Raw genomic sequence first — 20,355 nt, forward strand, 5'->3', positions numbered from 1 at the left:
GGGCGCAAGCCCTCCAAGCCTCCCACGCGAGAGGGCACCGCGTAGCTCGTGCCAATCGCGCAAGTTATGCGGTATGTTAGCAAAGCGCGGCACTAGTATACCGCTATCCACTGGCACTGTTCGTGCACCAACAATAGTGCCTTTGCGCATGGGTAGGGCGACGCTGACGGCACCCTGGCGCATGGGCCTCCGGCCACGTCGCCGGCTCAGAAAATGGTATAATCGCGGCGTTCACCGCCGCCTCTGGTAATTGAAAAGGAACGGGAATGCGCGTTCTGACCTTGTCCTGGGAGTACCCGCCGCATGTGGTCGGCGGCATGGGCAAGCATATTATGGATCTTGCGCCAGCGTTGGCGCAGCAGGGCATCGAGATGCACATTGTGACGCCGCTAATGCGCGGCGGGGCCAAGCGCGAAACTACCGCCGACGGCATCCACATCTATCGCGTCGAGCCGCCGCATATGGATGCCTATGGCTTTGTCTCATACGTTCAGCATACCAATGGCCTGATGGAGTACGCCGCGCGCTCGCTGCGCGAGGAGATCGGGCCATTCGACCTGATCCACTCGCACGATTGGCTCGCCGCACACTCGGGCGTATCGCTCAAGCACGCCTGGCGCCGCCCGCTGGTGGCCACCATCCACGCCACCGAGCGCGGCCGCCAGGGCGGCTATATCGGCAGCGGCCACGCCGAGCAGGTCAATCATATCGAGTGGTGGCTCACCTACGAGGCCTGGCGCGCGATCGCCTGCTCGCACTTCATGGCCAGGCAGGTCAATAGCTACTTCGGCACGCCCTACGATAAGATCGACGTAGTGGCCAATGGCGTGTATGTCCACCCTAACCCGTTCGCCAGCGCCGAGGAGCGCCTGGCATTCCGCCGCCGCTACGCGCAAGACGACGAGCCGCTGGTGTTTTACGTCGGCCGCCTGGTGTACGAGAAGGGCCTGCATGTGCTGCTCGACAGCTGGCCGCGCGTCCGCGAGTCGTTCCCGCGCGCCCGCCTGGTGATCGCCGGCACCGGCGCCTACCTCGATACCCTCAAGCACCGCGCCTGGGCGCTGGGCATCGTCTCGTCGGTGAATTTCGCCGGGTTTATATCCGACGACGAGCGCGATAAGCTGTACCACTGCGCCGATGTCGCCGCTTTCCCCTCGCTCTACGAGCCGTTCGGCATCGTGGCGCTTGAGGCCATGGCGGCGTGCTGCCCGGTGGTGGTGGCCGAGACCGGCGGCCTCGCCGAGGTGGTGAAGCTGCACGAAACCGGCCTGACCGTGCATCCCAACGACCCGGCCTCGCTGGCGTGGGGCATTCTGCATACCCTGCGCCACCCCGAGTGGTCGCGCACGCGCGTGGCCAACGCCCTGGCCGTGGCGCGCGACATGTTCAACTGGCGCCAGATCGCGCTCGAGACGGCAGCGGTGTACCAGCGCACCTACGGCGACTGGCTGCGCGACAGCTGGGGGAAGTAGGCGCAACCTTTTCGCGCCCCGAGCGTACTATTCATCGCAAGGCCCGGCGCCGATATGTGGGCGAGACCCGCCGGGCGGGAGAGGAATGCGATGAGTGCTCAACCCGTGATCATCCGCGACGACGGCGCAAGCCTGCTGGTGCGCGCGATCTACTTCGTGCTGGTGGGCTGGTGGTTTAGCGCGATCTGGGCGGTGCTGGCATGGCTGCTGTGCGTCAGCGTGCTCGGCCTGCCGATCGGCCTGTATATGCTCAACCGCCTGCCGCAGGTGGTGACGCTCAAGCCCCAGCGCGGCGCGGCGATGCTGACGCCTACCGGCCAGGTGGTGTTCGAGCGCGCGCGCCAGCGGCCGCTCCTGCTGCGCGCGATCTACTTCGTGCTGGTGGGCTGGTGGCTCAGCGCGATCTGGATCGCGGTGGCGTGGGCGCTGCACGCCAGCATCGTGGGCATGCTGGTGGGCTTCTGGATGTTCGATCGCGTGCCGGCGATCGTGACGCTGGCGCGCTGAGCTAGCGCGGCGCGGCCGAACGAGGTTGCGCGCGCCCTGCTCAGGCAAGCCTGCGGCAGGGGCGCGCCGCCGCGCCTGTGTTATAATAGCCCGGATTGACCAGTTTTTCAGCGGCGGGCGGCCTGCCCTACGGCGCGGCCGTTCGTCGTTCGTCTTGCAAGAGGAGCTATTGCATGTTTCGCACGCACACGTGCGGCGAGCTGCGGCCCGAGCACGCCGGCCAGGAGGTGCTGCTGGCCGGCTGGGTGCACCGCCGCCGTGATCACGGCCCGCTGATCTTCATCGATCTGCGCGACCGCTATGGCATCACCCAGGTAGTCTTCGACTCGGCCGCCGCGCCCGAGGCCCACGCCATCGCCAGCCAGGCGCGCTCGGAGTTTGTGCTGCAGGTGCGCGGCCTCGTCGGCAAGCGCCCCGATGAGTCGCTCAACCCCGAGCTGCCCACCGGCGCGATCGAGGTGCGCGCCAGCGTCGCTACGGTGCTGAACCCGTCTAAAACAACGCCGATCTATATCAGCAAAGAGGGCGGCGAGGACGAGATGCTGCGCCTCAAGTATCGCTACCTGGATCTGCGCCGCGAGCGCATGCAGAAAAACCTGATCCTGCGCCACCGCATCATTAAGTTCATCCGCGATTTCCTCGACAAAGAAGGCTTCCTCGAGATCGAAACGCCGATCTTGATCAAGTCGACGCCCGAGGGCGCGCGCGATTACCTGGTGCCTAGCCGCGTGCACCCCGGCGAGTTCTACGCCCTGCCCCAGAGCCCGCAGCAGCTCAAGCAGCTGCTGATGGTCGCCGGCTACGACCGCTACTTCCAGATCGCGCGCTGCTTCCGCGACGAAGACCTGCGCGCCGACCGCCAGCCCGAGTTCACCCAGCTCGACATGGAGCTGAGCTTTGTCGAGCAGGAGGACGTGCTGAACCTGATCGAGCGGCTGCTCGTCGAGCTGGTGCGCGAGGTTACGCCGCACAAGCGCGTGGTCGCGCCGTTCCCTCGCCTGACATACGCCGAGGCGATGGATCGGTACGGCTCGGATAAGCCCGACCTGCGCTATGGCCTCGAGCTGGTCAATCTCGGCGATGTGCTGGCGAGTAGCCAGTTCGCAGTGTTCCAGAGCGCGCTGGCGGCCGGCGGCCAGGTCAAGGGCATCCGCGTGCCCGGCCTGGGCGGCTACTCGCGCAAGCAGCTCGATGAGCTGGCCGATGTGGCGCGCCAGGCCGGCGCCAAGGGCCTGCTGTGGGCCTCGCTCCAGGCTGGCACCGCGCCCGAGCAGATCCGCTCGAGCTTTGGCAAGCAGCTCGGCGCCGACGAGATGGCCGCGCTGGTCGCGCGGATGGGCGGCCAGCTCGACGACCTGCTGCTGATCGTGGCCGACACGCCCAAGGTCGTTGCCGCCGCGCTCGATAAGCTGCGCCGCGAGGTTGCCGCCCGCCTCAAGCTGGCCGACCGCGACCTGCTGGCGTTTGCCTGGGTCATCGATTTCCCGCTTGTCGAGTGGAACGACGACGAGGGCCGCTGGGACGCCGTGCACCACCCGTTTACCGCGCCCAAGGACGAAGATCTGCCGCTGATGGATAGCGACCCCGGCAAGGTGCGCGCCAAGGCGTACGATGTGATCTTAAACGGCTACGAGGCCGGCGGCGGCTCGATCCGTATCCATCGCCGTGAGGTGCAGCAGAAGCTCTTCGACCTGCTCGGCATCAGCCGCGAGACGGCCCAGGCGCAGTTTGGGCATATGCTCGAGGCCTTTGAGTACGGCGCGCCGCCCCACGGCGGCATCGCCCCCGGCATCGACCGCCTGGCCATGCTGCTGGCCGACGAGAGCACTATCCGCGAGGTTATGGCCTTCCCGAAGACCCAGCAGGCCGCCGACCTGATGACCGACGCGCCTTCGCCGGTCGACGAGCGCCAGCTCAAGGAGCTGCACATCCGCCTGCGCGCCGAGGCCGTTGCCGCCACCGCCGACAAGCCCGCCTCCCACGACCCGCGCGAGATCGTGCCAAAGGACAGGTAGCGATCAGCAGCTAGTCGTCAGCAGCCAGTAGCGAGGGCCGCCCCGCTGCTGGCTGCTGATTGTTTTTGCGGCGCGCCTCTGATCAGCTATAATACCAAATTCGCTTGATAGCTTAGACTTTGGTGGGGGTTCGGGGGCGGCTTTGCCGCCCCAAATTTCTTTTTGTGTTGCACGACGTGGCAAAGCCACGTCGTGCAACACAATCTATACCACAAAGCCAGATGTGTCACCCCTCCCCTGACAGGGGAGGGGGGAGGGGGTAGGGGAGGGGTCGAAAGACGCTGCACCAGCCCTGCAAATTGCGGTATGCCTTTTGACCTTGAATTGCCAGGAATGGTATCATGGCGCTGGAATCGAAAGCTGAAGATATGCGAGGTACAGATGATTCGGGTAGCGCAACTTGGCCTGGGCATTATGGGCAATGGCATGGCCATCAATCTGTTGAAGGCCGGCTTTCCGCTGAGCGTGTACAACCGCACGAGCTCCAGGGCCGACGCGCTTGTGGCGCAGGGCGCCCAGGCCGCGCCCACGCCGCGCGAGGCCGCGCACGACGCCGACGTGATCTTCGCGATGGTCGGCGACGATGATGCCTCGCGGGCGGTGTGGCTCGGCGAGCACGGCGCGCTTGCCGGCGCCAAGCCCGGCGCGGTGCTGGTCGAGTGCAGCACGCTGTCGCTCGCGTGGGTGCGCGAGCTAGCCGCGGTGGCGGCCGAGCGCGGCCTGAAGTTCCTCGACGCGCCGGTGACGGGCAGCAAAGACGCGGCCGAGGCCGGCCAGCTGAAGCTTATGGTTGGCGGCGACGCAGGGGCGATCGAGCAGGCGCGCCCGGCGCTCGCGGCGGTGAGCCAGCAGATCATCCACTTCGGCCCCAGCGGCGCCGGCGCTACCATGAAGCTGATCAATAACTTAATGGGCGCGGTGCAGACGGCCGCGCTGGCCGAGGGGATGGCATTGGCCGAGCGCGCTGGCCTCGATAGCGCCCAGGTGGTCGCGCTGATCACCAACGGCGCGCCTGGCAGCCCGATTGTCAAGAGCAAGATCGGTATGATGGTCGCCCACAGCTACGCCGATACCAACTTCGCGCTGCGCTGGATGCACAAGGACGCGACGTACGCCCTGCGCGCCGCCGACGAGCTTGGCGTGCCTATGCCCACCGTCGCCGCCGCGCGCGAGCTATACCGCCTGGCCCGCAACCTCGGCCACAACGACGACGACTTCGCGGCGGTGATCGAGGCGCTGCGCCAGCGCGCATAGCGCGGCGGCACGGCCACGAGGAGCTGCCTATGCGCTTCCGATGGATGTATTTGCTGCTCGGCGCGCTGCTGCTGGCTGCCTGCACCAGCGCGCCGCGCGCCGTAGACGGTACGCCTACGCCAGCCTCCGGCCTTGCGCGCCAGGCCGATGCCTTGCTCGCCCCGCTGTCCGAGCGCGGCGACTTCAGCGGGGCGGTGCTGCTGGCGCGCGGCGGGCAGGTGCTGTTGAGCCGGGGCTATGGGCTCGCGAGCATTGAGTTTGGCGTGGCCGCCGCGCCGCAGACAAAGTTCCGCGTCGCGTCGATCACCAAGACGTTCACCAGCCTGGCGCTGGCGCAGCTTCAGCAGCGCGGCAAGCTCAGCCTCGGCGAGTCGCTGTGCCGCTTTTTGCCCGACTGCCCGCCTGCCTGGCAGCCGGTGACGCTGGCGCACCTGCTGACGCATACGTCGGGCATCCCCGACGTGAGCAACTGCCCCGGCTGCCCGCGCCCGCCACTGCGCGCCTCGATGACGATCTCCACCACGATCGAGACGATCACGCAGTTCTTTCACGATGCGCCGCTGGTGACCGAAGCCGGTAGCACGTATAGCTACAGCAACCTGGGCTACGGGCTGCTGGGCTATGTGATCGAGCGCGCCGCCGGCCAAAGCTACGAGGAGTTCCTCAAGGCCAGCATTCTCGAGCCGCTGGCCATGCGCGATACCGGGCTCGATCATAGCTCGCTGGTGCTGAAGAACCGCGCCACCGGCTACTCGACCGTGAGCACGCTGGCCGACTACAACAACATCGACTCGGCCTATGCTGCGGGCGGGCTGTATGCCACCGCCGAGGATCTGTACCGCTACGATCAGGCGCTCTACACCGATCAGCTGCTGCCGGCCGCCGCGCGCGCCGAGCTGTTCGCGCCGCGCGTGCACGTGCGCGACGCCGACGGCGAGTACGATTATGGCTATGGCTGGCATATCTCGCGCCGCGCCGGCCATAGCGCGCTCTGGCATGGCGGGCTGCTGCCGGGTTTCCGCAGCGTGCTCGTGCGCTTCCCCGACGACCGCGCAACGGTGATTGTGCTCAGCAATATCGAAACGGCCGATGTTGCGACGATCGCCGATCGGCTCGCCGAGCTGCTGTTTGCGGCGAGCTAGGCGCGCTACTGCGCGTTCACCGGTACCTTGAAGCGCGCCACCTCGTCGTTGCCGCCAAGCGAGACGCGCACGTCGACCTCCCACTCGCCAAGCATGTTGAAGAACTCGCCCTTGGCCTGGTAGCGCCCGTCGCCTAGCGGCTGCGCGGCTTGCTCGGGCGAGACCATGCCCATCGACTCCATCAGCGGCGCCAGCACGACGGCATCGGCCTGCACGGCCTTGCCCGATTTGTCGCGCACCTCGATCGTGGCGGTGCGCTCGCCAAAGCGCGTATCGTCGAGCGACAGCTGCACCTTGTAGCTGCCGGTCTCGGCGCTCTGCGTGAAGCCGCTGTCGCCACACCCTGCCAGCAGCGCGCCGATCAGCAGCACGCCCGCGATCATGCCCATCAGCCGTCGCATACAGCTCCTTGTATTACTTGACATCCACCGCCAGCGGCACGGTGACGATCTGCCCGGCGTGGCGGAACTGGCCCCAGATCTGGTAGCGCCCGGGCTGCGGGAATGTGTACACAAAGCGAATATCCGGGCCGTAGTTGACGCCGGTGCCGATCAGGCCGGCCGGCGCCATGGGGCCAACCGCGTGAATATGCGCAAAGATCGCGCCGTCGTCGCTGCGCGCGATCATGTGGCCGCCCATCCCCAACCACGGCTGCAAGTCGTCCACCGGCTTGCCGCCGCTGCTGAAGCTGAAGGTGAAGGTCGCCTGCCTGCCGGCCTTCGGTTCGCTCGTCGACGACGCGACGTTCACCTGCATTCCGCCGGCCTCCCGCGGCCCCAGGCCCGCGAACTGCGGCGGGGCAGCCGTGGCCGCCCCACCTACCTCGAAATCGCGCGCCAGCACCTGGGTGCCGCTGTCGCGTCGCTCGATCTCGGCGTACACCGTGTAGCGCCCCGGCCGATCGGGTGCCAGCGCCGCGCTGAAGCGGCCCGGCGCGCTGCGCGGCGGGTGAGTATGGCTGTAGAAACCGCCGTCCTGGCTGATCACCACCAGGTGCAGCAGTGCGTCGTGGTGGGCGATCAGATCCTCTACCGGTAGCCCGGTCGAGCCATCGCTCAGGTCAAGCGTCAGCGTGATCGGCTGCCCGGCCAGCGGCGCGGCCGGCGCGGTGCGCACGCTCAGGTTGGCGTGCGGCCGGCCTGCGGTGGCGGCCACCGCGCCGCTAGCCGCCTGCGCGCTCTGGATCATCGCGCTGAACTGCTGCCCGCCAAAGATCAGCGCGGCGATCAGGCAGGCGAACATTGCCTGGCCGATCGCCCAGCTCAGCCAGCCCGGCGCCGGGCGACCGCGCCGCTGGCTGATCGCCGCCACGGCGATGCTGGCGATCATCGCCAGCACCAGCCCGCCCAGCGCCACGAACAGCCCGAGCGAGCCGGGCGCCAGCGCAGGCGCCTCGATCGTAAACGGAATGCGCGCCGCCCCGCCGCCCTTCGGCCCGTCGACGCGCGCCTCCAGCTCCCACTCGCCCATGCGATCGACGGCGAGCTGCGTGTAGTAGATCCCCTGCGGCCCGGTCAGGCCCTGCAGCTCGGCCTCGGGCGCGCCCGCGAACGATTGCCCGCGCGGCACCGCCCGGAAGCGCATTGTCGTGCCGCCCATGTCGTCGAGCGGCGCCACATTGAGGTACAGCGGCGCGGGCGCGCCCGAGGGGATCTCGACGGTGATCGCGATGGTGTACGGCCCTATATCTTGCGTGAAGGTCTGCGCCGGGCCGGTGTGGCCGCCGTGGGCCAGCGCCAGCCCCGGCAGCCCGATCGCCAGCGCAGCCACCAGCGCGGCCAGCGCGCGCCGGGCTCTCTGTTCAGGCATATCGTAAATCCTGGGTATGCGTTTGTAGTCGTCATATCACACGAGCGACGCGGTGGGGGTTCGATGGCGGCTTTGCCGCCCCTGAAAACTTCCCAGGGCTCGTGCAACGTCGGCCCTCACCCCCCTTACCCCCCTCTCCCGCGCGCGGGAGAGGGGGAGTTGATTGGCCTGGGTGCGGTCGCCGTCGCGACCGCACCACAAAGCCAGATGTGTTTCCCCTAGGGGGTAGGGGAAGGGGTCGAAAGACGTTGCACGAGCCCTCCAAACCTCCCACGCGGGAGGGCAACGCGTAACTTGTGTCATATCATAGCATATAGGCGGCGGCGCTCCCCTGAATGCTGGATGAGTGTTTGCCATATTCTTGACACGCCCATAGCCCGATGCTATGCTTCTATGGCCAAGAGCAGAGGCAGTGAGCCTGTGGGGCGGCCCCGGAGCGCACCAGGATGGCCGATTGTTCTACGCTCCACGCTCAATCGCTCTAGGCTCCGCTATAGGCATTCGCCCCGCCGCGAGCTGCATCACCAACGCTCGGGAGAACCCACCGCCATGACTTATCGCGCACGTCGCCGCTCCATGCTCGCCGCGCTGACCCTGCTCTGGCTCTGGATCTTCGCCGCTGCCCCACGCGCCGCCGTGCGCGCCGCCACCAGCGATCCACTGTCGGCCGACCCGCCGGCGCTCGCGCTGGCGCTGCCGCTGGGCGCGAGCACCAGCCAGACCGTGACGATTACCAACAACACGGCCTCGGTGCTGGCGCCGACTGTGCTGGAGGCTAACCCGGTGTTTGCCGCCGCGCCGGCCGCGCCACCCGCGGCCGGCGCCACGCGTGTGGCGCTGCCGCAGCAGCCCGGCCGTGTCGACCCGCAGCTTGCGCGCGAGCTGGCCGACCCGGCGGCGCGCGCCGATTTCATGATCTACCTGCGCGACCAGGCCGACCTCGCGGCGGCCTACCAGATCCGCGACTGGAACGCGCGCGGCCAGTATGTGTACGCGACGCTGCGCGATTACGCCGAGCGCTCGCAGCGCGGGCTGCGCGCCGAACTGGCCGCGCGCGGCCTGGCCTACCGGCCATTCTGGGTGGCCAACGCCGTGCTGGTGCGCGGCGGCCTGGCCGATGCCCAGGCGCTGGCCGCGCGCGCCGATGTCGCGCTGGTGCGCGCCAACCACATCGCCGCGCTGCCGGCCGCGGCCACCGCGCAGATCGCCGCCGATGCACGCTGCTCGCCCGACGACCCCGGCAACCCGATCTGCTGGAACCTGCGTAAAATTGGCGTCGACCGGGTGTGGCGCGATTTTGGCGTGGCCGGCCGTGGCATCGTGGTGGCGAATATCGACACCGGCGTGCGCTTCGATCACCCCGCGCTGGCCCGCCAGTATCGCGGCTGGCGCGGCGCCGCCAGCTACGACCACAACTATAGCTGGTTCGATCCGAAGGGCCTCAATCGCGCGCCGGCCGACCCGCACGGCCACGGCACGCACACCATGGGCTCGATGGTGGCCAGCGGCGCCGGCACAACCACGCGCCCCGCCGTCGGCGTGGCGCCTGAGGCCAGCTGGATCGCGGCGCAAGGCTGCGCCTCGTCCAACTGCGGCGAGGTCGACCTGATCAGCTCCGCGCAGTGGCTGCTGGCGCCGACCGACCTCGACGGCCGCAGCCCGCGGCCCGACCTGCGCCCCATGATCGTGAACAACTCCTGGTCGGCTGGCGGCGGCGACAGCTGGTACGCCGGGTATACCGCAGCCTGGCGCGCTGCCGGCATCTTTCCGCTATTCGCGGCCGGCAACAGCGGCAGCGCCTGCCGCTCGATTAACTCGCCCGGCGACTACCCCGACGTGCTGGGCATTGGCGCGACCGACCAGAACGACTTGGCGGCCTCGTTCAGCGCGCGCGGCCCCACCGCCGACGGCCGCCGCAAGCCCGATTTCATGGCGCCGGGCGGTAGCCCTGGCATTCTCTCCACCGCGCCCGGCGACGGCGAGAGCTACCGCGTGCTGCAGGGCACCTCGATGGCTACGCCCCAGGTGGCTGGGCTGGTCGCCTTGCTCTGGTCGGCCAACCCAAACCTTGTCGGCGATTATGACGCCACTGTCGATCTGCTGCGCGCCAGCGCGCGCGCGATCGGCGACACCAGCTGCGGCGACCAGCCCGGCGCGCCAAATAATGTGTATGGCTACGGCCGTGTCGATGCGTACGCCGCAGTGCAGCGCGCCCGCCCCGATATCGCCTGGCTGAGCGTCGAGGCCGCGCCTGCGGCGATCGGGCCGGGCGCCAGCGCCGCGCTTCAGATCCGTGTCGACTCGGGGCGCGTGGCTGGGCCGGGCGTGTACCACGCGCGGGTACAGCTGTTCGCGTCGCCCACCAGCACGCCAACCGCGATCGATATCACCCTAACGGTTGCGGCGATTCAAACGCAGGCGCTGGTGACCGGGCGCGTGTTGAGCGCCGAGAGCGGCGCGCCGCTGGCTGCTACGGTGGGCGTGCGCGCGGCGCAGCCGGTTGCCACCGGCGCGCAAGGCGAGTTCGCGCTGACGCTGGCGCCTGGCGTGTACCAGCTCGAGGCATCGGCGCCATCGTTCGCCAGCGCCGAGCGCCTGATCACCGTCAGCGGCGACCTTCAGCTGCCGGATATTGCGCTGCTGCCCGATTACCCGCGCGCCGTCGTCGGCAGCACGCCGATCTCGGCCGAGCTGGCATTTGGCGAGAGCCGCAGCTTTGGCATCAGCATCGCGAACAGTGGCGCGCGTCCGCTCCAATTTCATGCGCGCGTGCTGCCCGACGCGTTTGGCGCGTTTCGCAGCGACGAGCCTGGCGGCCCGGCGTACAGCTGGCGGCAGCTGCCCAACACTGCCGCCACGCTGGATTTCAGCAAGGCGCGCTATCAAAAGGATGTGCCGCTGGGCTTTGAGTTCCCGTTCTACAACGGCACATTCACCGACACGGTCGTCGCCGCCGACGGCTTTCTGGCCTTCAGCACGCCGCCGGCCAGCTACACAGCCCTTGCGTCGGGCTGCTTCCCCGATATTGGCTTCAGCTTTTTCGAGATCGCGCCATTTCGCGCGGATGTCGACCTTGCCGCCGGTGGGGCGGTGCACTATGCTACGCTCGATCAGGGCCGGACGTTTGTGCTGAGCTACGAGCAGGTGCGGCTGCGCGGCGACGCATCCGGCAGCGCGTATAGCTTTCAGGTGCTGCTGCACGCGGATGGCCGGATCGTCTACCAGTACCGCGCGGTGCCGGCGGCCCCGCAGGTGGTGGCGGTGGGGCTGCAGCGCACCTTTCTCGACTATCAGCAGATCGGCTGCGGCAGCGCTGCGCCGCTGCATTCCGGGCTGGCAATCGAGCTGCGCCCGCAGGCGGCCCCCGCTCAGTGGCTCACGCTATCGGCTGCCCAGGGCGCGGTGCAGCCCGCCGCCGAGCAGACGCTCACCGCCACGCTGCGCTGGGGCTGGCCGCAGTCGCTGCCGCAGCGGGCGCGCATCGAGATCAGCAGTAGCGATCCGCTGCGCGAGCGCGTGATCGTGCCGGTTCAGGCCGTGCCGCGCCGGCCGCCTTGGGTTTTCTGGCTACCGGTGATCAGCCGGCAGCAGTGGTAGGGCGGCGTCAGCGCCACCCTACAGCAGCGGCGAGGCGCGCCGGCAGGTCGTGGTATACTGTGGTATGTACCCATTCCACCCGCTCACTGTGCACCTGCCGATCGGGCTGCTGGTCGGCAATATCATCCTGACAGCGCTGTACCTGCGGCGCGGCGATCGCGGCTACGAGGTCGCCGCGTTTCACTGCCTGTGGCTTGGCTGGCTCGGCACGCTGCTGGCGATCGCCGCCGGCACGCTCGACGCCGGGCGGCAGCTGCTGGCGGCCGCAAACCCGCGCGGCGATGCCCTCGGCTGGATCAACGCGCACGCGCTGGTGGGCGTGCTGATACTCGTCGTCTACTGGCAAGCCTGGCAGCAGCGCCGCCGCAACCCCGGCGTGCTCGACGACACGCAGGCGCGGCGGGGCTACCTGGTACGGCTGGGGCTGGGGCTGGCGCTGGTGGCGCTCGACGGCTGGCTGGGCGGGCACCTTGTGTACAGCCTGCGGCTCGGAGTGGGCGGATGATACTGGCTGCGTGTCTGTTCTGGAGGGGAACCAATGCTCGGCGCGTTTATGTACTTTTGCATCTGGCTACCGTTAAACATCGTTCGGCGGGTGTGGTGGAACTGGAAGGTTGAGGGGGTCGAGAATCTGCCGCCGCGTGGGCAGGGCATGATCGTCGTGGTGAATCATATTCACTGGACCGATATCCACATTCTGGGCGCGTCGCTGCCGCTCTCGCACCGGCCGTGGTGGATCGCCAAGATCGAGATGTTCCTCAACCCCGTGGTAACGTGGTGGCTGAGGCAGATGCAGGTGATCCCGATCAAGCGCGGCAAGCGCGACATGGCCGCCATGGACGCGGCCGAAGATGCGCTGAAGAGCGGCGCCGTGCTGATCGTGTTTCCGGAGGGCCACCGCAGCCGCGACGGCGGGCTGATCGAGGGGCGCGGCGGCGCGGTGCGCTTGGCGGTGCGCACGGAGGTTCCGATTGTGCCGGTTGCGGTGTGGGGCACCGAGCGTGGCCTGGCCGGCGCGGCGCGGCGCGCGCCTATTCGGCTGAAGATCGGCCCGCCGTACTACGTGGGCCTCCAGCCCAACGCCAAGATCCCCATGGATCGCATGGCCGAGCTGACCGACGAGGTGATGCTGCGGATCGGCGAGCTGCTGCCCAGCGAGTACTGGGGCATCTACCGCGAGCGCCTGCAGGCGCGCGTGGCTGGCCTGCCGGCCGAGCAGAAGGTAGCCGCGAGCTAGGCCAGCGCGCTTTCCTCGGGCTCGCCGAGCAGCTTGTTGGTGAGGTACAGCGCCAGGCGCGTCGCCAGCGCGCTCAGCACCAGGCTGAGAATGCCATACACAATCCGTCGCTTGGTGTCGTCGTTCATGCGATCCTCTCTCGATCTTCCTTCAGCGGTAGGACGAGGGCTTACGCAGCTGGTGCGCTCTGCCAAAGGCGAGCGCACCTTTCTTTGCATCTGTGTGCGATGGTTCCGCGCGCGATCCCGGCCGATCAGCGCCGCCGGCCGCCCAGGATCAGGCTGGCGAAGTACAGCAGCTGCATCACCGCCTGCGCCGCGCCGGCGATATACGTGAGCGCTGCGGCGTTCAGCATCGCGCGCACGCCGTCAGCCTCGGTGGTCGTCACCAGGCCGGCGCGCATCAGCATCTCGCGCGCCCGCGCGCTCGCGTTCAGCTCGACCGGCAGCGTCACCAGCGAGAACACCACCGCCGCGCTCATCAGCACCAGGCCGGCCAGCGCGATCGTAAAGCCGATCGTGCCGCCGCGCCCTGCGGCAGCGCCGAGCATCAGGCCGATAAATACCAGAATAGTGCCGAAGCTCGAGCCAATGTTCGCCGCCCCGACGATCCCCGAGCGCAGCTGCAGCCAGAAATAGCCCTGCTTGTCTTGCAGCGCGTGGCCAAGCTCGTGCGCCACCACCGCCATCGCGGCCACCGAGGGCGTCTGGGCCGAGCCGGCCGACAGGCGCATCACCTTGCCGCGCGGGTCGTAGTGGTCGGTCAGGTCGCCCGGGATCATCTCGACCTGCACATACTCCAGGCCCTCGTTGCGCATGAGCGTGCGCGCCACGTCGGCGCCGGTGAGGCCCTGCAGGTTGCGCACCTGCGAGTACTTCTTGTATGTCGACGAGACTTTCCACTGCGCGAACAGCGCCAGCGCGATCGCCGGCAGCATAAAGATCATATATTGGAAGTTGAACAGGAATGGCATAGCAGCTTCTCCTCAGCGAGCCCGTGCCACACAGTGTGGCGGTTCCATTATAGCATCGGGCCGCGCCGGCGGTATTAGAACCGCGTTAGAGTGCCATATTCGCCGTGCTCGTAGGCTACGTGCCGATCCGCAGCCCCGCATCGATCGCGCGGGCCAGCCCGTCGCGCAGGCGGCGCCAGGTGTCGCGGCCGCTGGCCGGCGCCAGCAGCAGCCCCAGCAGCGCGCCAATTGCAAACCAGCGCAGTCGCATCAGATCCCTCCGCCGTCGTTCAGCGGCTCGCCGGCCGGCGGCTGGGCGATCAGATCTTTCGCGGCGACCTGCACCTTGGCCACCGCGTCGGTGGCGACCTGCTGCGCGCGCTGGACGGCATCCTCGGCGCGGTTCTTCAGCTCGATCCCGCGCTCGGCCACTTGCTCGCGCGTCTCGGCGCCGCTGCGCGGCGCCAGCAGCGCAGCGGCGGCGGCGCCCACCACCGCGCCGGCAAAGAGCCCGGCAAGAAAGAGCATGTCGCTGTTTTGTTGTTTCATCGTTCCTCTCGTTTCACTGAGCAATGAGCGTGCCAGCCGCATATTGTACCGCGCTGCCGATCGGCGTCAAGTTCCTGGTTGTGAAACTGCCCTGCGGTATAGCGAAACCGCCACCAGCGCGCGCGCTCGGGCTGTGGCCGCGCGGTTGACCGCACCCCGAAAATGTTTATAATACTGACTTAACCCCACAGGGAGCGGATCGAGCACGACCTGACGTTGTAGACGGAGGACGCCAGCCGCACACCTCAACCTGCGCTCATCGCCGCATGGCGCCTGCCTGTGCGCGCAATCGAGCCGCCCGACTTTTCCGCTTGCACACGCTTGCTCCGCGCCATTGTCACCTTCGCTCTGTCAAGGAGGACCTGATGCGATCCTACGGACCCGAGAAGATCCATAATATTGGACTCTTCGGCCACGGCGGCAGCGGGAAGACCACGCTCACCGAGGCGCTGTTGCTCACCGCCAAGGCCATCTCCCGCGCGGGCCGCGTCGAAGACGGCAATAGCGTCAGCGACTACGACCCGGACGAGCAGAAGCGCCGCATGTCGATCAACCTGAGCGTCGCCCCGGTCGAGTGGAAAGACGATAAGATCAATCTGATCGATGTGCCGGGCTATGCCGATTTCGCCGGCGAGGTTGCCTCGGCCATGCGCGTGATCGACGGTGCGGTAATTGTGCTCGACGCCGCCGGCGGCGTGGAGGTCGGCACCGAGATGACCTGGGAGGCCGCCAAGGCCGCCAACGTGCCGCGCATTCTGTTTATCAACAAGCTCGACCGCGAGAACGCGAACTTTTTCCGCACGGTCGAGCAGGCCCAGCAGCTGCTCGACGACGCGGTCATCCCCATGCAGATCCCGATCGGCTCGCAGCGCGAGTTCAAGGGCATTATCTCGCTGCGCCGCCAGCGCGCCTGGATGATCGCCGATAAGCACGACGGCTCGTTTGTCGAGGCCGAGATCCCCGCCGACATGGTGGGCCTCGAGCAGGAGTGGCGCGAGAAGCTGATCGATAAGATCGCCGCGACCAACGACGACCTGATCGAGAAGTACCTTGAGGGCGGCGCCGACGCGCTCTCGCCCGACGATATCCAGCGCGGCCTGCGCGCCGGCATCGCTAATGGCTCGATCGTGCCGGTGTTCTGCGGCGCGGCCGACCAGGCCCACGGCACCGCGCAGCTGCTCGACGGCATCCTCGATAGCTTCCCGTCGGCCGCGCGCAAGACGGCTACCGCCACCGATCTGCTCAGCGGCAAGCCGGCCGTGCTGAAGCCGGCTGTGTCCGAGCCGTTCAGCGCGCTGGTGTTCAAGACGCTGGTCGACCCCTACGGCAAGATCTCGTTTGTGCGCGTGTTCAGCGGCGAGCTTCACGCAAACTCGTCGCTCTTTAACCCGCGCACCCGCAAAGACGAGCGCATCGGCCAGGTGTACATGATCCGCGGCAAAGAGCAGATTTCCGTGCCCGCGCTCGGGCCTGGCGATATCGGCGTCGTGACCAAGCTGGTGGACGTGGCCACCAACGACACGCTGTGCAGCCACGACCGGCCGCTGCAGCTCGTGCCGATCACGTTCCCTGCGCCCTCCTACTGGGCGATGGTCAAGCCCAAGACGCGCGCCGACCTCGACCGGCTCGGCGGGGCGCTGCACAATGTCGTCGAGGAAGACCCGACGCTGCAGGTCTCGCGCGACGCGCAGAGCGGCGACACGGTGATCGCCGGCCTCGGCGAGCCGCACCTGCAGATCATCGCCGAGCGCATGAAGCGCAAGTTCAACGTCGATGTCGAGCTTGAGCTGCCGCGCGTGGCCTACCGCGAGACGATCCGCGGCAAGGCCGAGGCGCAGTACCGCCATAAGAAGCAGACCGGCGGCGCCGGGCAGTTTGGCGACGTGACCATCCGCATCGAGCCGCTTGAGCCCAACCCCGAGCGCGAAGACCCGCTTGAGTTCGTGAATGCGATCGTCGGCGGCGTGATCGACCGGACGTTTGTCCCGGCCGTCGAGAAGGGCGTGCGCGACGCTATGGCCGAGGGCGTCGTCTCGGGCAACCACATGGTCGACGTGCGCGTGACGCTGTTCGACGGCAAGATGCACCCGGTCGACAGCAAAGAGATCGCGTTCAAGATCGCCGGCCACGAGGCCTTCAAGCTCGCGGCGCACAAGGCCAACCCGGTGATCATGGAGCCGATCTACGCGCTCGAGATCGTCGTTCCCGACCAGTTCTCCGGCGATATCATGAGCGATATGACGACGCGCCGGGGGCGGGTGCTGGGCATGCTGCCCGACGGCAGCGGCCGCACGACGATCAACGCGACCGCGCCGCTGGCCGAGATCCAGCGCTACGCGACCGACCTGCGCTCGCTGACGCAGGGCCGTGGCCGCTTCTCGATGCAGTTCGATCACTTCGAGGATGTGCCGACGCACCTGGCGCAGAGCCTGATCGAGGCGCAGAAGGCGCGCCAGAGCGAGGGCGGCCACTAGCGCCCCCGCGATGGCGACAATTCGGCGGCCCAACAGCGGGCGGGGCGGCACTGCCGCCCCGCCCGCTTATGGCATGCGCAGCTTGAAGCCGCCGTCGACGGTGAGCGCCGCGCCGGTGATGTAGTCGGCGTTGGCGCTGGCGAGGAAGACTGCGGCGCGCCCGATGTCGTCGGGGGTGCCGGCGCGGCCCCACGGCACGCTGCGGCCGAACTCGGCGATCTGCTCTTCGCTGGCAAACGCGCGCTCGCCGGGCGTGTCGATGAAGCCGGGGTTGATCACGTTGACGTTGATGCGCTGCCCGGCCAGCTCGATCGCCAGCGTGCGCGCGAGGTGGTTGATCGCCGCCTTGGCCATGTTGTACGGCGCGCTGGTGGGCAGCGGCAGCTCGGCCAGCACCGACCCGATGATGATGATCTTGCCGCCGCCACCCTGCGCGAGCATCTGCCGCGCGGCGGCCTGGCAGGTGTGGTATACCCCGAACTGCGCCACCTCGATCGTGCGGCGCACGTGCTCCCACTGCGCGTCCACCGTCGGCTCGCGGATCGAGATCGCCGCGTTGGCGACGACGATGTCGATGCGGCCAAGCGCGCCGGCCGCCGCCGCGAATAGCCCCGCTACCTGGTCGCGGTCCGATACGTCGGCGTAGTGCGCCAGCGCGCGGCGCCCCAGCCCCTCGGCCGCGCGGGCGGTGTCGGCGGCGTCGGCCGCGCCGGTGTGCGGCGGCAGGTCGTTGGCCACTATGTCGGCGCCCTCGGCTGCGCAGCACAGCGCAATCCCCCGGCCGATCCCGCGCGCCGCGCCGGTGACCAGCGCGACTTTCCCTTGCAGCTGCATGGCTTTCCCTTTTCTGCGGGTGGCTTGCCCTCGGCGGAAGCGAACTACACGTCTTCTGCGGTGGCGCTGGTGCCCTTGGTGGATGCGAGCTACACGTCTTCTGCGGTGGCGCTGGTGCCCTCGGCGGAAGCGACCTACACGTCCAGCGCCAGCGTGCCGAACAGCGCGGGCCGGTGGAAGTCGGCCGGCGCGCTGTAGGTAGGCGACCAGCAGCTGAACTCGGGGCTGCCGCCGCGCGGGCGCTCGATGCGGAAGAAGTTGGCGCGCCACACCGGCGGCGGCTCGACGCCGGGCGCAATCTCGGCCCACGGCAGCGCCAGCAGCGCGCCCCAGCGGCCGGCCGCGTCGTCGCGCCAGGCGTGCGCGCGCACCGCCGGATCCCAGCTGGTGTCGGCGCGCAGGTCGGCGCGCAGGCCGCTGGGGTTGTCGATCAGCGCGTCGAACAGCACGCCGTTCGGGCTGATCTCGATCTCGGCGTAGCGCGTGGGCGTGGCCGGGCCGGGCGCGAAGAACAGCTCGACCACCTCTTCGTCGTACAGCGGGTCGTCGCGCTCGGTGTAGCTGCCCCAGATGTCGGCGTCGTCGCAGTCGAAGCGCACGTACAGCGCCGCGTCGTCGTAGCACAGCCGCACCGTTGTTTGCCAGGTGGCCGGCTCGCCGCCGTCGGCGCAGATAAACGCCGGTAGCGGCGCGAGCTCGTGCCACGGCCATGCCGTGAAGTCGCCGGCGGGCCAGGCGGCCGGCGCGCGCGCGACGGTTGCGTGCGGCAGGTGGTGTGTGGCGCTCATAGCTCTGCTCGCTGGGCTGCCAGCATGTCGGGGGTGTGGCCGCGCTCGGCCAGCGCGCGCTGGTCGGCGGTGGGCTCGGCCCAGGGCGCGGGCTCGGCCTCGGGCAGGCGTGGCAGCTCGCTGCCGCCGAGGATGGTGAGCGTGTTGCGCAGCAGCTGGCGGCCCTCGCGCATCTCCATCGCCACGTCGTAGAGCGGGAAGCGCCCCTGCTCAAGCCGGAACAGCGCCACGTCGGCCGGCGCGCCGACACGCAGCGTGCCGAGGCCGTCGCCCAGGCGCAGTGCCGTGGCCGGTCGAACCGTGGCGGCGCCGATCGCCTCGCGCAGCGGCATACCCAGCGCCAGCAGCTTGCTGATGCACGTCGGCAGGTCGAACATCGGCCCGCCAATGCTCAGCTGGTGAATGTCCGACGAGATCACGTCGGGCCAGCGGCCGGCGCGCGCAAACGCCTCGGCCGTGGCGAAGGCGAACGAGCCGCCGCCGTGCCCGAGGTCCATGATCACGCCCGCGTCCCAGGCGCGCCGGGCCACCTCGAGCAGCGCGCCCGCGTCGTCGACGAGGCGCATGCTGTGGCCGGTGCAACAGTGCGTCAGGATGTCGCCGGGCCGCAGGTACGCGAGCACCTCTTCGATCGCCGGCGGGCCGATCGCGATATGCACCATCAGCGGCAGGGCGCAGGCGTCGGCCACCTCGCGCGCGCGGCGCAGCGGCTCGAGCCCGCTGGCGCCCAGCGTGTAGCGATCGATCCGCGCCTTGACGCCGCGCACCAGGTCGCGGTTGCGCTCGATCACGCGCGCGCACAGGCCGGCGTCGCAGTAGTCGAGGTTGGCCAGCTCGCCGGTGATGCCGGTGAGCCCGATTGCCGAGATGTTCAGCAGCGCGTACAGCCGCAGCGCCGATGGCCGCGCGATGTACTCGCGAAACCCGGCCAGGCCGTAGGCGCCGGCCGAGCCGGCGTCGAGCCAGGTGGTGACGCCTGAGCGCGCGGCGACCGGCGCAGGGTCGATACCCCAGAAGCTGACGCGGTGGAAGATATGGGTGTGCAGGTCGACCAGGCCGGGCGTGACGTACTGGCCGGATGCGTCGACCACGCGCGCCGCCGCCTCGGCCGGGATGTCGCGGTCGACCGCCGCGACGCGCCCGTTGGCGACCGCCAGGTCGAGCTGGCCCGCGCGCTCGCCGCCGGGGTCGATCAGCTCGCCGCCTTTGATCAGCAGGTCGAACATAGGCTACTCGCCGACGTAGGCGATCACGTCGATCTCGACCAGGATGCCCAGCAGCTGGCTGCCGACCGTCGTGCGCACCGGTTTGGGGTCGGGGAAGTAGCGCGCGTACACGGTGTTGTAGCGCGGGAACAGCGACAGGTCGCTCAGGTGCACGGTGGCCTTCACCACGTCGGCCATGCTGGCGCCGGCGGCCTCGAGCAGCAGCTTGACATTCTCAAGCGTGCGCTCGGTCTGCTCCTCGATCGTCGTGCCGACGACCTGGCCGGTGGCCGGGTCGTTCGGGCCCTGGCCGGCGACAAACACAAAGTCGCCGGCGCGCAGGCAGGGCGAGTAGGCGCCGCCGGCCTTGGGGCCGTTCGCGGCCACCACAAGCTGCTTGGGCATGCTGGTGCTCCTCTTGTTGGTGCGGATCGCAGCGTAGTGTAGTGCCAGTTCGGGCCGGCGTCAAATACGCGCTGCGGGTTGGATCAAAAGCGCCGTGCCGGCCTGAAAGCCCTGC

At 68.7% G+C, this 20,355-nt stretch carries 19 protein-coding genes; 9 read left to right on the plus strand and 10 right to left on the minus strand.

Annotation, left to right across the window (positions count from 1 at the left end; all coding sequences use genetic code 11):
* Window positions 1-266 precede the first annotated feature (266 nt).
* The 5 genes from U0177_RS27815 (at window position 267) to U0177_RS27835 (ending at window position 6,390) form a co-directional block, all read left to right on the plus strand.
* Window positions 267-1,472 carry a glycosyltransferase family 4 protein gene (locus tag U0177_RS27815; RefSeq protein ID WP_409573950.1) on the plus strand — a complete coding sequence of 402 codons (1,206 nt, stop codon included), beginning with the start codon at window positions 267-269 and terminating at the stop codon, window positions 1,470-1,472.
* Between the two features lie 90 nt (window positions 1,473-1,562).
* Window positions 1,563-1,979 carry a YccF domain-containing protein gene (locus tag U0177_RS27820; RefSeq protein ID WP_409573951.1) on the plus strand — a complete coding sequence of 139 codons (417 nt, stop codon included), beginning with the start codon at window positions 1,563-1,565 and terminating at the stop codon, window positions 1,977-1,979.
* A gap of 173 nt (window positions 1,980-2,152) precedes the next feature.
* Window positions 2,153-3,994, plus strand: a complete 1,842-nt coding sequence (aspS, locus tag U0177_RS27825) for an aspartate--tRNA ligase (RefSeq protein ID WP_409573952.1) — start codon at window positions 2,153-2,155, stop codon at window positions 3,992-3,994.
* Window positions 3,995-4,375: 381 nt separating this feature from the next.
* Entirely contained in the window at window positions 4,376-5,248 is an 873-nt protein-coding gene (locus U0177_RS27830; protein ID WP_409573953.1) for an NAD(P)-dependent oxidoreductase, read from the plus strand.
* A 29-nt stretch (window positions 5,249-5,277) separates the two neighbouring features.
* Window positions 5,278-6,390 (plus strand): serine hydrolase domain-containing protein, encoded by a 1,113-nt coding sequence (locus U0177_RS27835; protein ID WP_409573954.1) that lies wholly within the window; start codon window positions 5,278-5,280, stop codon window positions 6,388-6,390.
* A 5-nt stretch (window positions 6,391-6,395) separates the two neighbouring features.
* Here U0177_RS27835 and U0177_RS27840 read toward each other — a convergent pair whose 3' ends face one another.
* Entirely contained in the window at window positions 6,396-6,791 is a 396-nt protein-coding gene (locus U0177_RS27840) for a FixH family protein (protein WP_409573955.1), read from the minus strand.
* A gap of 13 nt (window positions 6,792-6,804) precedes the next feature.
* Entirely contained in the window at window positions 6,805-8,199 is a 1,395-nt protein-coding gene (locus tag U0177_RS27845) for a hypothetical protein (protein ID WP_409573956.1), read from the minus strand.
* Window positions 8,200-8,748: 549 nt separating this feature from the next.
* Here U0177_RS27845 and U0177_RS27850 point away from each other — a divergent pair.
* From U0177_RS27850 to U0177_RS27860, 3 genes are all read left to right on the plus strand, one after another.
* Window positions 8,749-11,796 (plus strand): S8 family serine peptidase, encoded by a 3,048-nt coding sequence (locus U0177_RS27850; protein ID WP_409573957.1) that lies wholly within the window; start codon window positions 8,749-8,751, stop codon window positions 11,794-11,796.
* Between the two features lie 64 nt (window positions 11,797-11,860).
* On the plus strand, window positions 11,861-12,301 hold the full coding sequence (locus U0177_RS27855) for a DUF2231 domain-containing protein (protein ID WP_409573958.1): 441 nt from the start codon (window positions 11,861-11,863) through the stop codon (window positions 12,299-12,301).
* A gap of 33 nt (window positions 12,302-12,334) precedes the next feature.
* Entirely contained in the window at window positions 12,335-13,033 is a 699-nt protein-coding gene (locus U0177_RS27860; RefSeq protein WP_409573959.1) for a lysophospholipid acyltransferase family protein, read from the plus strand.
* Here U0177_RS27860 and U0177_RS27865 read toward each other — a convergent pair.
* The 4 genes from U0177_RS27865 to U0177_RS27880 all read right to left on the minus strand — a co-directional run bounded on the left by U0177_RS27865 (window position 13,030) and on the right by U0177_RS27880 (window position 14,534).
* Entirely contained in the window at window positions 13,030-13,161 is a 132-nt protein-coding gene (locus U0177_RS27865; RefSeq protein ID WP_409573960.1) for a hypothetical protein, read from the minus strand. The two genes, U0177_RS27860 and U0177_RS27865, sit on opposite strands and share 4 nt — an antisense overlap.
* Window positions 13,162-13,286: 125 nt before the next feature.
* The gene (locus U0177_RS27870) at window positions 13,287-14,006 is read right to left on the minus strand and encodes a zinc metallopeptidase (protein WP_409573961.1); all 720 of its coding nucleotides are present in this window, start codon (window positions 14,004-14,006) and stop codon (window positions 13,287-13,289) included.
* Between the two features lie 115 nt (window positions 14,007-14,121).
* Window positions 14,122-14,256 carry a hypothetical protein gene (locus U0177_RS27875; RefSeq protein WP_409573962.1) on the minus strand — a complete coding sequence of 45 codons (135 nt, stop codon included), beginning with the start codon at window positions 14,254-14,256 and terminating at the stop codon, window positions 14,122-14,124.
* Complete coding sequence (locus U0177_RS27880) at window positions 14,256-14,534, minus strand: YtxH domain-containing protein (protein ID WP_409573963.1); 279 nt, start codon at window positions 14,532-14,534, stop codon at window positions 14,256-14,258. Before U0177_RS27880 ends, U0177_RS27875 begins: the two co-directional genes overlap by 1 nt.
* 365 nt (window positions 14,535-14,899) lie before the next feature.
* Here U0177_RS27880 and fusA point away from each other — a divergent pair, with 365 nt between their 5' ends.
* Window positions 14,900-17,008: an elongation factor G gene (gene fusA / locus U0177_RS27885; RefSeq protein WP_409573964.1), complete on the plus strand. Its 2,109-nt coding sequence runs from the start codon at window positions 14,900-14,902 to the stop codon at window positions 17,006-17,008.
* Window positions 17,009-17,074: 66 nt separating this feature from the next.
* On the opposite strand, the gene U0177_RS27890 is transcribed toward fusA, so the two are convergent.
* The 4 genes from U0177_RS27890 to U0177_RS27905 form a co-directional block, all read right to left on the minus strand.
* Entirely contained in the window at window positions 17,075-17,842 is a 768-nt protein-coding gene (locus U0177_RS27890; protein ID WP_409573965.1) for an SDR family NAD(P)-dependent oxidoreductase, read from the minus strand.
* 134 nt (window positions 17,843-17,976) lie between these two features.
* Window positions 17,977-18,630 (minus strand): carbohydrate-binding family 9-like protein, encoded by a 654-nt coding sequence (locus U0177_RS27895; RefSeq protein ID WP_409573966.1) that lies wholly within the window; start codon window positions 18,628-18,630, stop codon window positions 17,977-17,979.
* Window positions 18,627-19,856: an amidohydrolase/deacetylase family metallohydrolase gene (locus tag U0177_RS27900; RefSeq protein WP_409573967.1), complete on the minus strand. Its 1,230-nt coding sequence runs from the start codon at window positions 19,854-19,856 to the stop codon at window positions 18,627-18,629. The genes U0177_RS27895 and U0177_RS27900 overlap by 4 nt, the downstream gene beginning before the upstream one ends.
* 3 nt (window positions 19,857-19,859) lie before the next feature.
* Window positions 19,860-20,240, minus strand: a complete 381-nt coding sequence (locus tag U0177_RS27905) for a RidA family protein (RefSeq protein ID WP_409573968.1) — start codon at window positions 20,238-20,240, stop codon at window positions 19,860-19,862.
* Window positions 20,241-20,355: the final 115 nt, after the last annotated feature.

It is taken from the genome of Kouleothrix sp., assembly GCF_046328425.1.
In the GTDB taxonomy this organism is placed as follows: domain Bacteria; phylum Chloroflexota; class Chloroflexia; order Chloroflexales; family Roseiflexaceae; genus Kouleothrix.

Bases quoted from the DNA above. Each gene is read 5' to 3' on its own strand.
- U0177_RS27850 (WP_409573957.1), top strand. From the start codon at position 8,749: ATGACTTATCGCGCACGTCGCCGCTCCATGCTCGCCGCGCTGACCCTG.
- U0177_RS27835 (WP_409573954.1), top strand. From the start codon at position 5,278: ATGCGCTTCCGATGGATGTATTTGCTGCTCGGCGCGCTGCTGCTGGCT.
- U0177_RS27815 (WP_409573950.1), top strand. From the start codon at position 267: ATGCGCGTTCTGACCTTGTCCTGGGAGTACCCGCCGCATGTGGTCGGC.
- U0177_RS27900 (WP_409573967.1), bottom strand. From the start codon at position 19,856: ATGTTCGACCTGCTGATCAAAGGCGGCGAGCTGATCGACCCCGGCGGC.
- U0177_RS27830 (WP_409573953.1), top strand. From the start codon at position 4,376: ATGATTCGGGTAGCGCAACTTGGCCTGGGCATTATGGGCAATGGCATG.
- U0177_RS27865 (WP_409573960.1), bottom strand. From the start codon at position 13,161: ATGAACGACGACACCAAGCGACGGATTGTGTATGGCATTCTCAGCCTG.
- U0177_RS27880 (WP_409573963.1), bottom strand. From the start codon at position 14,534: ATGAAACAACAAAACAGCGACATGCTCTTTCTTGCCGGGCTCTTTGCC.
- U0177_RS27820 (WP_409573951.1), top strand. From the start codon at position 1,563: ATGAGTGCTCAACCCGTGATCATCCGCGACGACGGCGCAAGCCTGCTG.
- U0177_RS27860 (WP_409573959.1), top strand. From the start codon at position 12,335: ATGCTCGGCGCGTTTATGTACTTTTGCATCTGGCTACCGTTAAACATC.
- fusA (WP_409573964.1), top strand. From the start codon at position 14,900: ATGCGATCCTACGGACCCGAGAAGATCCATAATATTGGACTCTTCGGC.
- U0177_RS27890 (WP_409573965.1), bottom strand. From the start codon at position 17,842: ATGCAGCTGCAAGGGAAAGTCGCGCTGGTCACCGGCGCGGCGCGCGGG.
- U0177_RS27905 (WP_409573968.1), bottom strand. From the start codon at position 20,240: ATGCCCAAGCAGCTTGTGGTGGCCGCGAACGGCCCCAAGGCCGGCGGC.
- U0177_RS27875 (WP_409573962.1), bottom strand. From the start codon at position 14,256: ATGCGACTGCGCTGGTTTGCAATTGGCGCGCTGCTGGGGCTGCTGCTG.
- U0177_RS27855 (WP_409573958.1), top strand. From the start codon at position 11,861: ATGTACCCATTCCACCCGCTCACTGTGCACCTGCCGATCGGGCTGCTG.
- U0177_RS27870 (WP_409573961.1), bottom strand. From the start codon at position 14,006: ATGCCATTCCTGTTCAACTTCCAATATATGATCTTTATGCTGCCGGCG.
- U0177_RS27895 (WP_409573966.1), bottom strand. From the start codon at position 18,630: ATGAGCGCCACACACCACCTGCCGCACGCAACCGTCGCGCGCGCGCCG.
- U0177_RS27845 (WP_409573956.1), bottom strand. From the start codon at position 8,199: ATGCCTGAACAGAGAGCCCGGCGCGCGCTGGCCGCGCTGGTGGCTGCG.
- U0177_RS27840 (WP_409573955.1), bottom strand. From the start codon at position 6,791: ATGCGACGGCTGATGGGCATGATCGCGGGCGTGCTGCTGATCGGCGCG.
- aspS (WP_409573952.1), top strand. From the start codon at position 2,153: ATGTTTCGCACGCACACGTGCGGCGAGCTGCGGCCCGAGCACGCCGGC.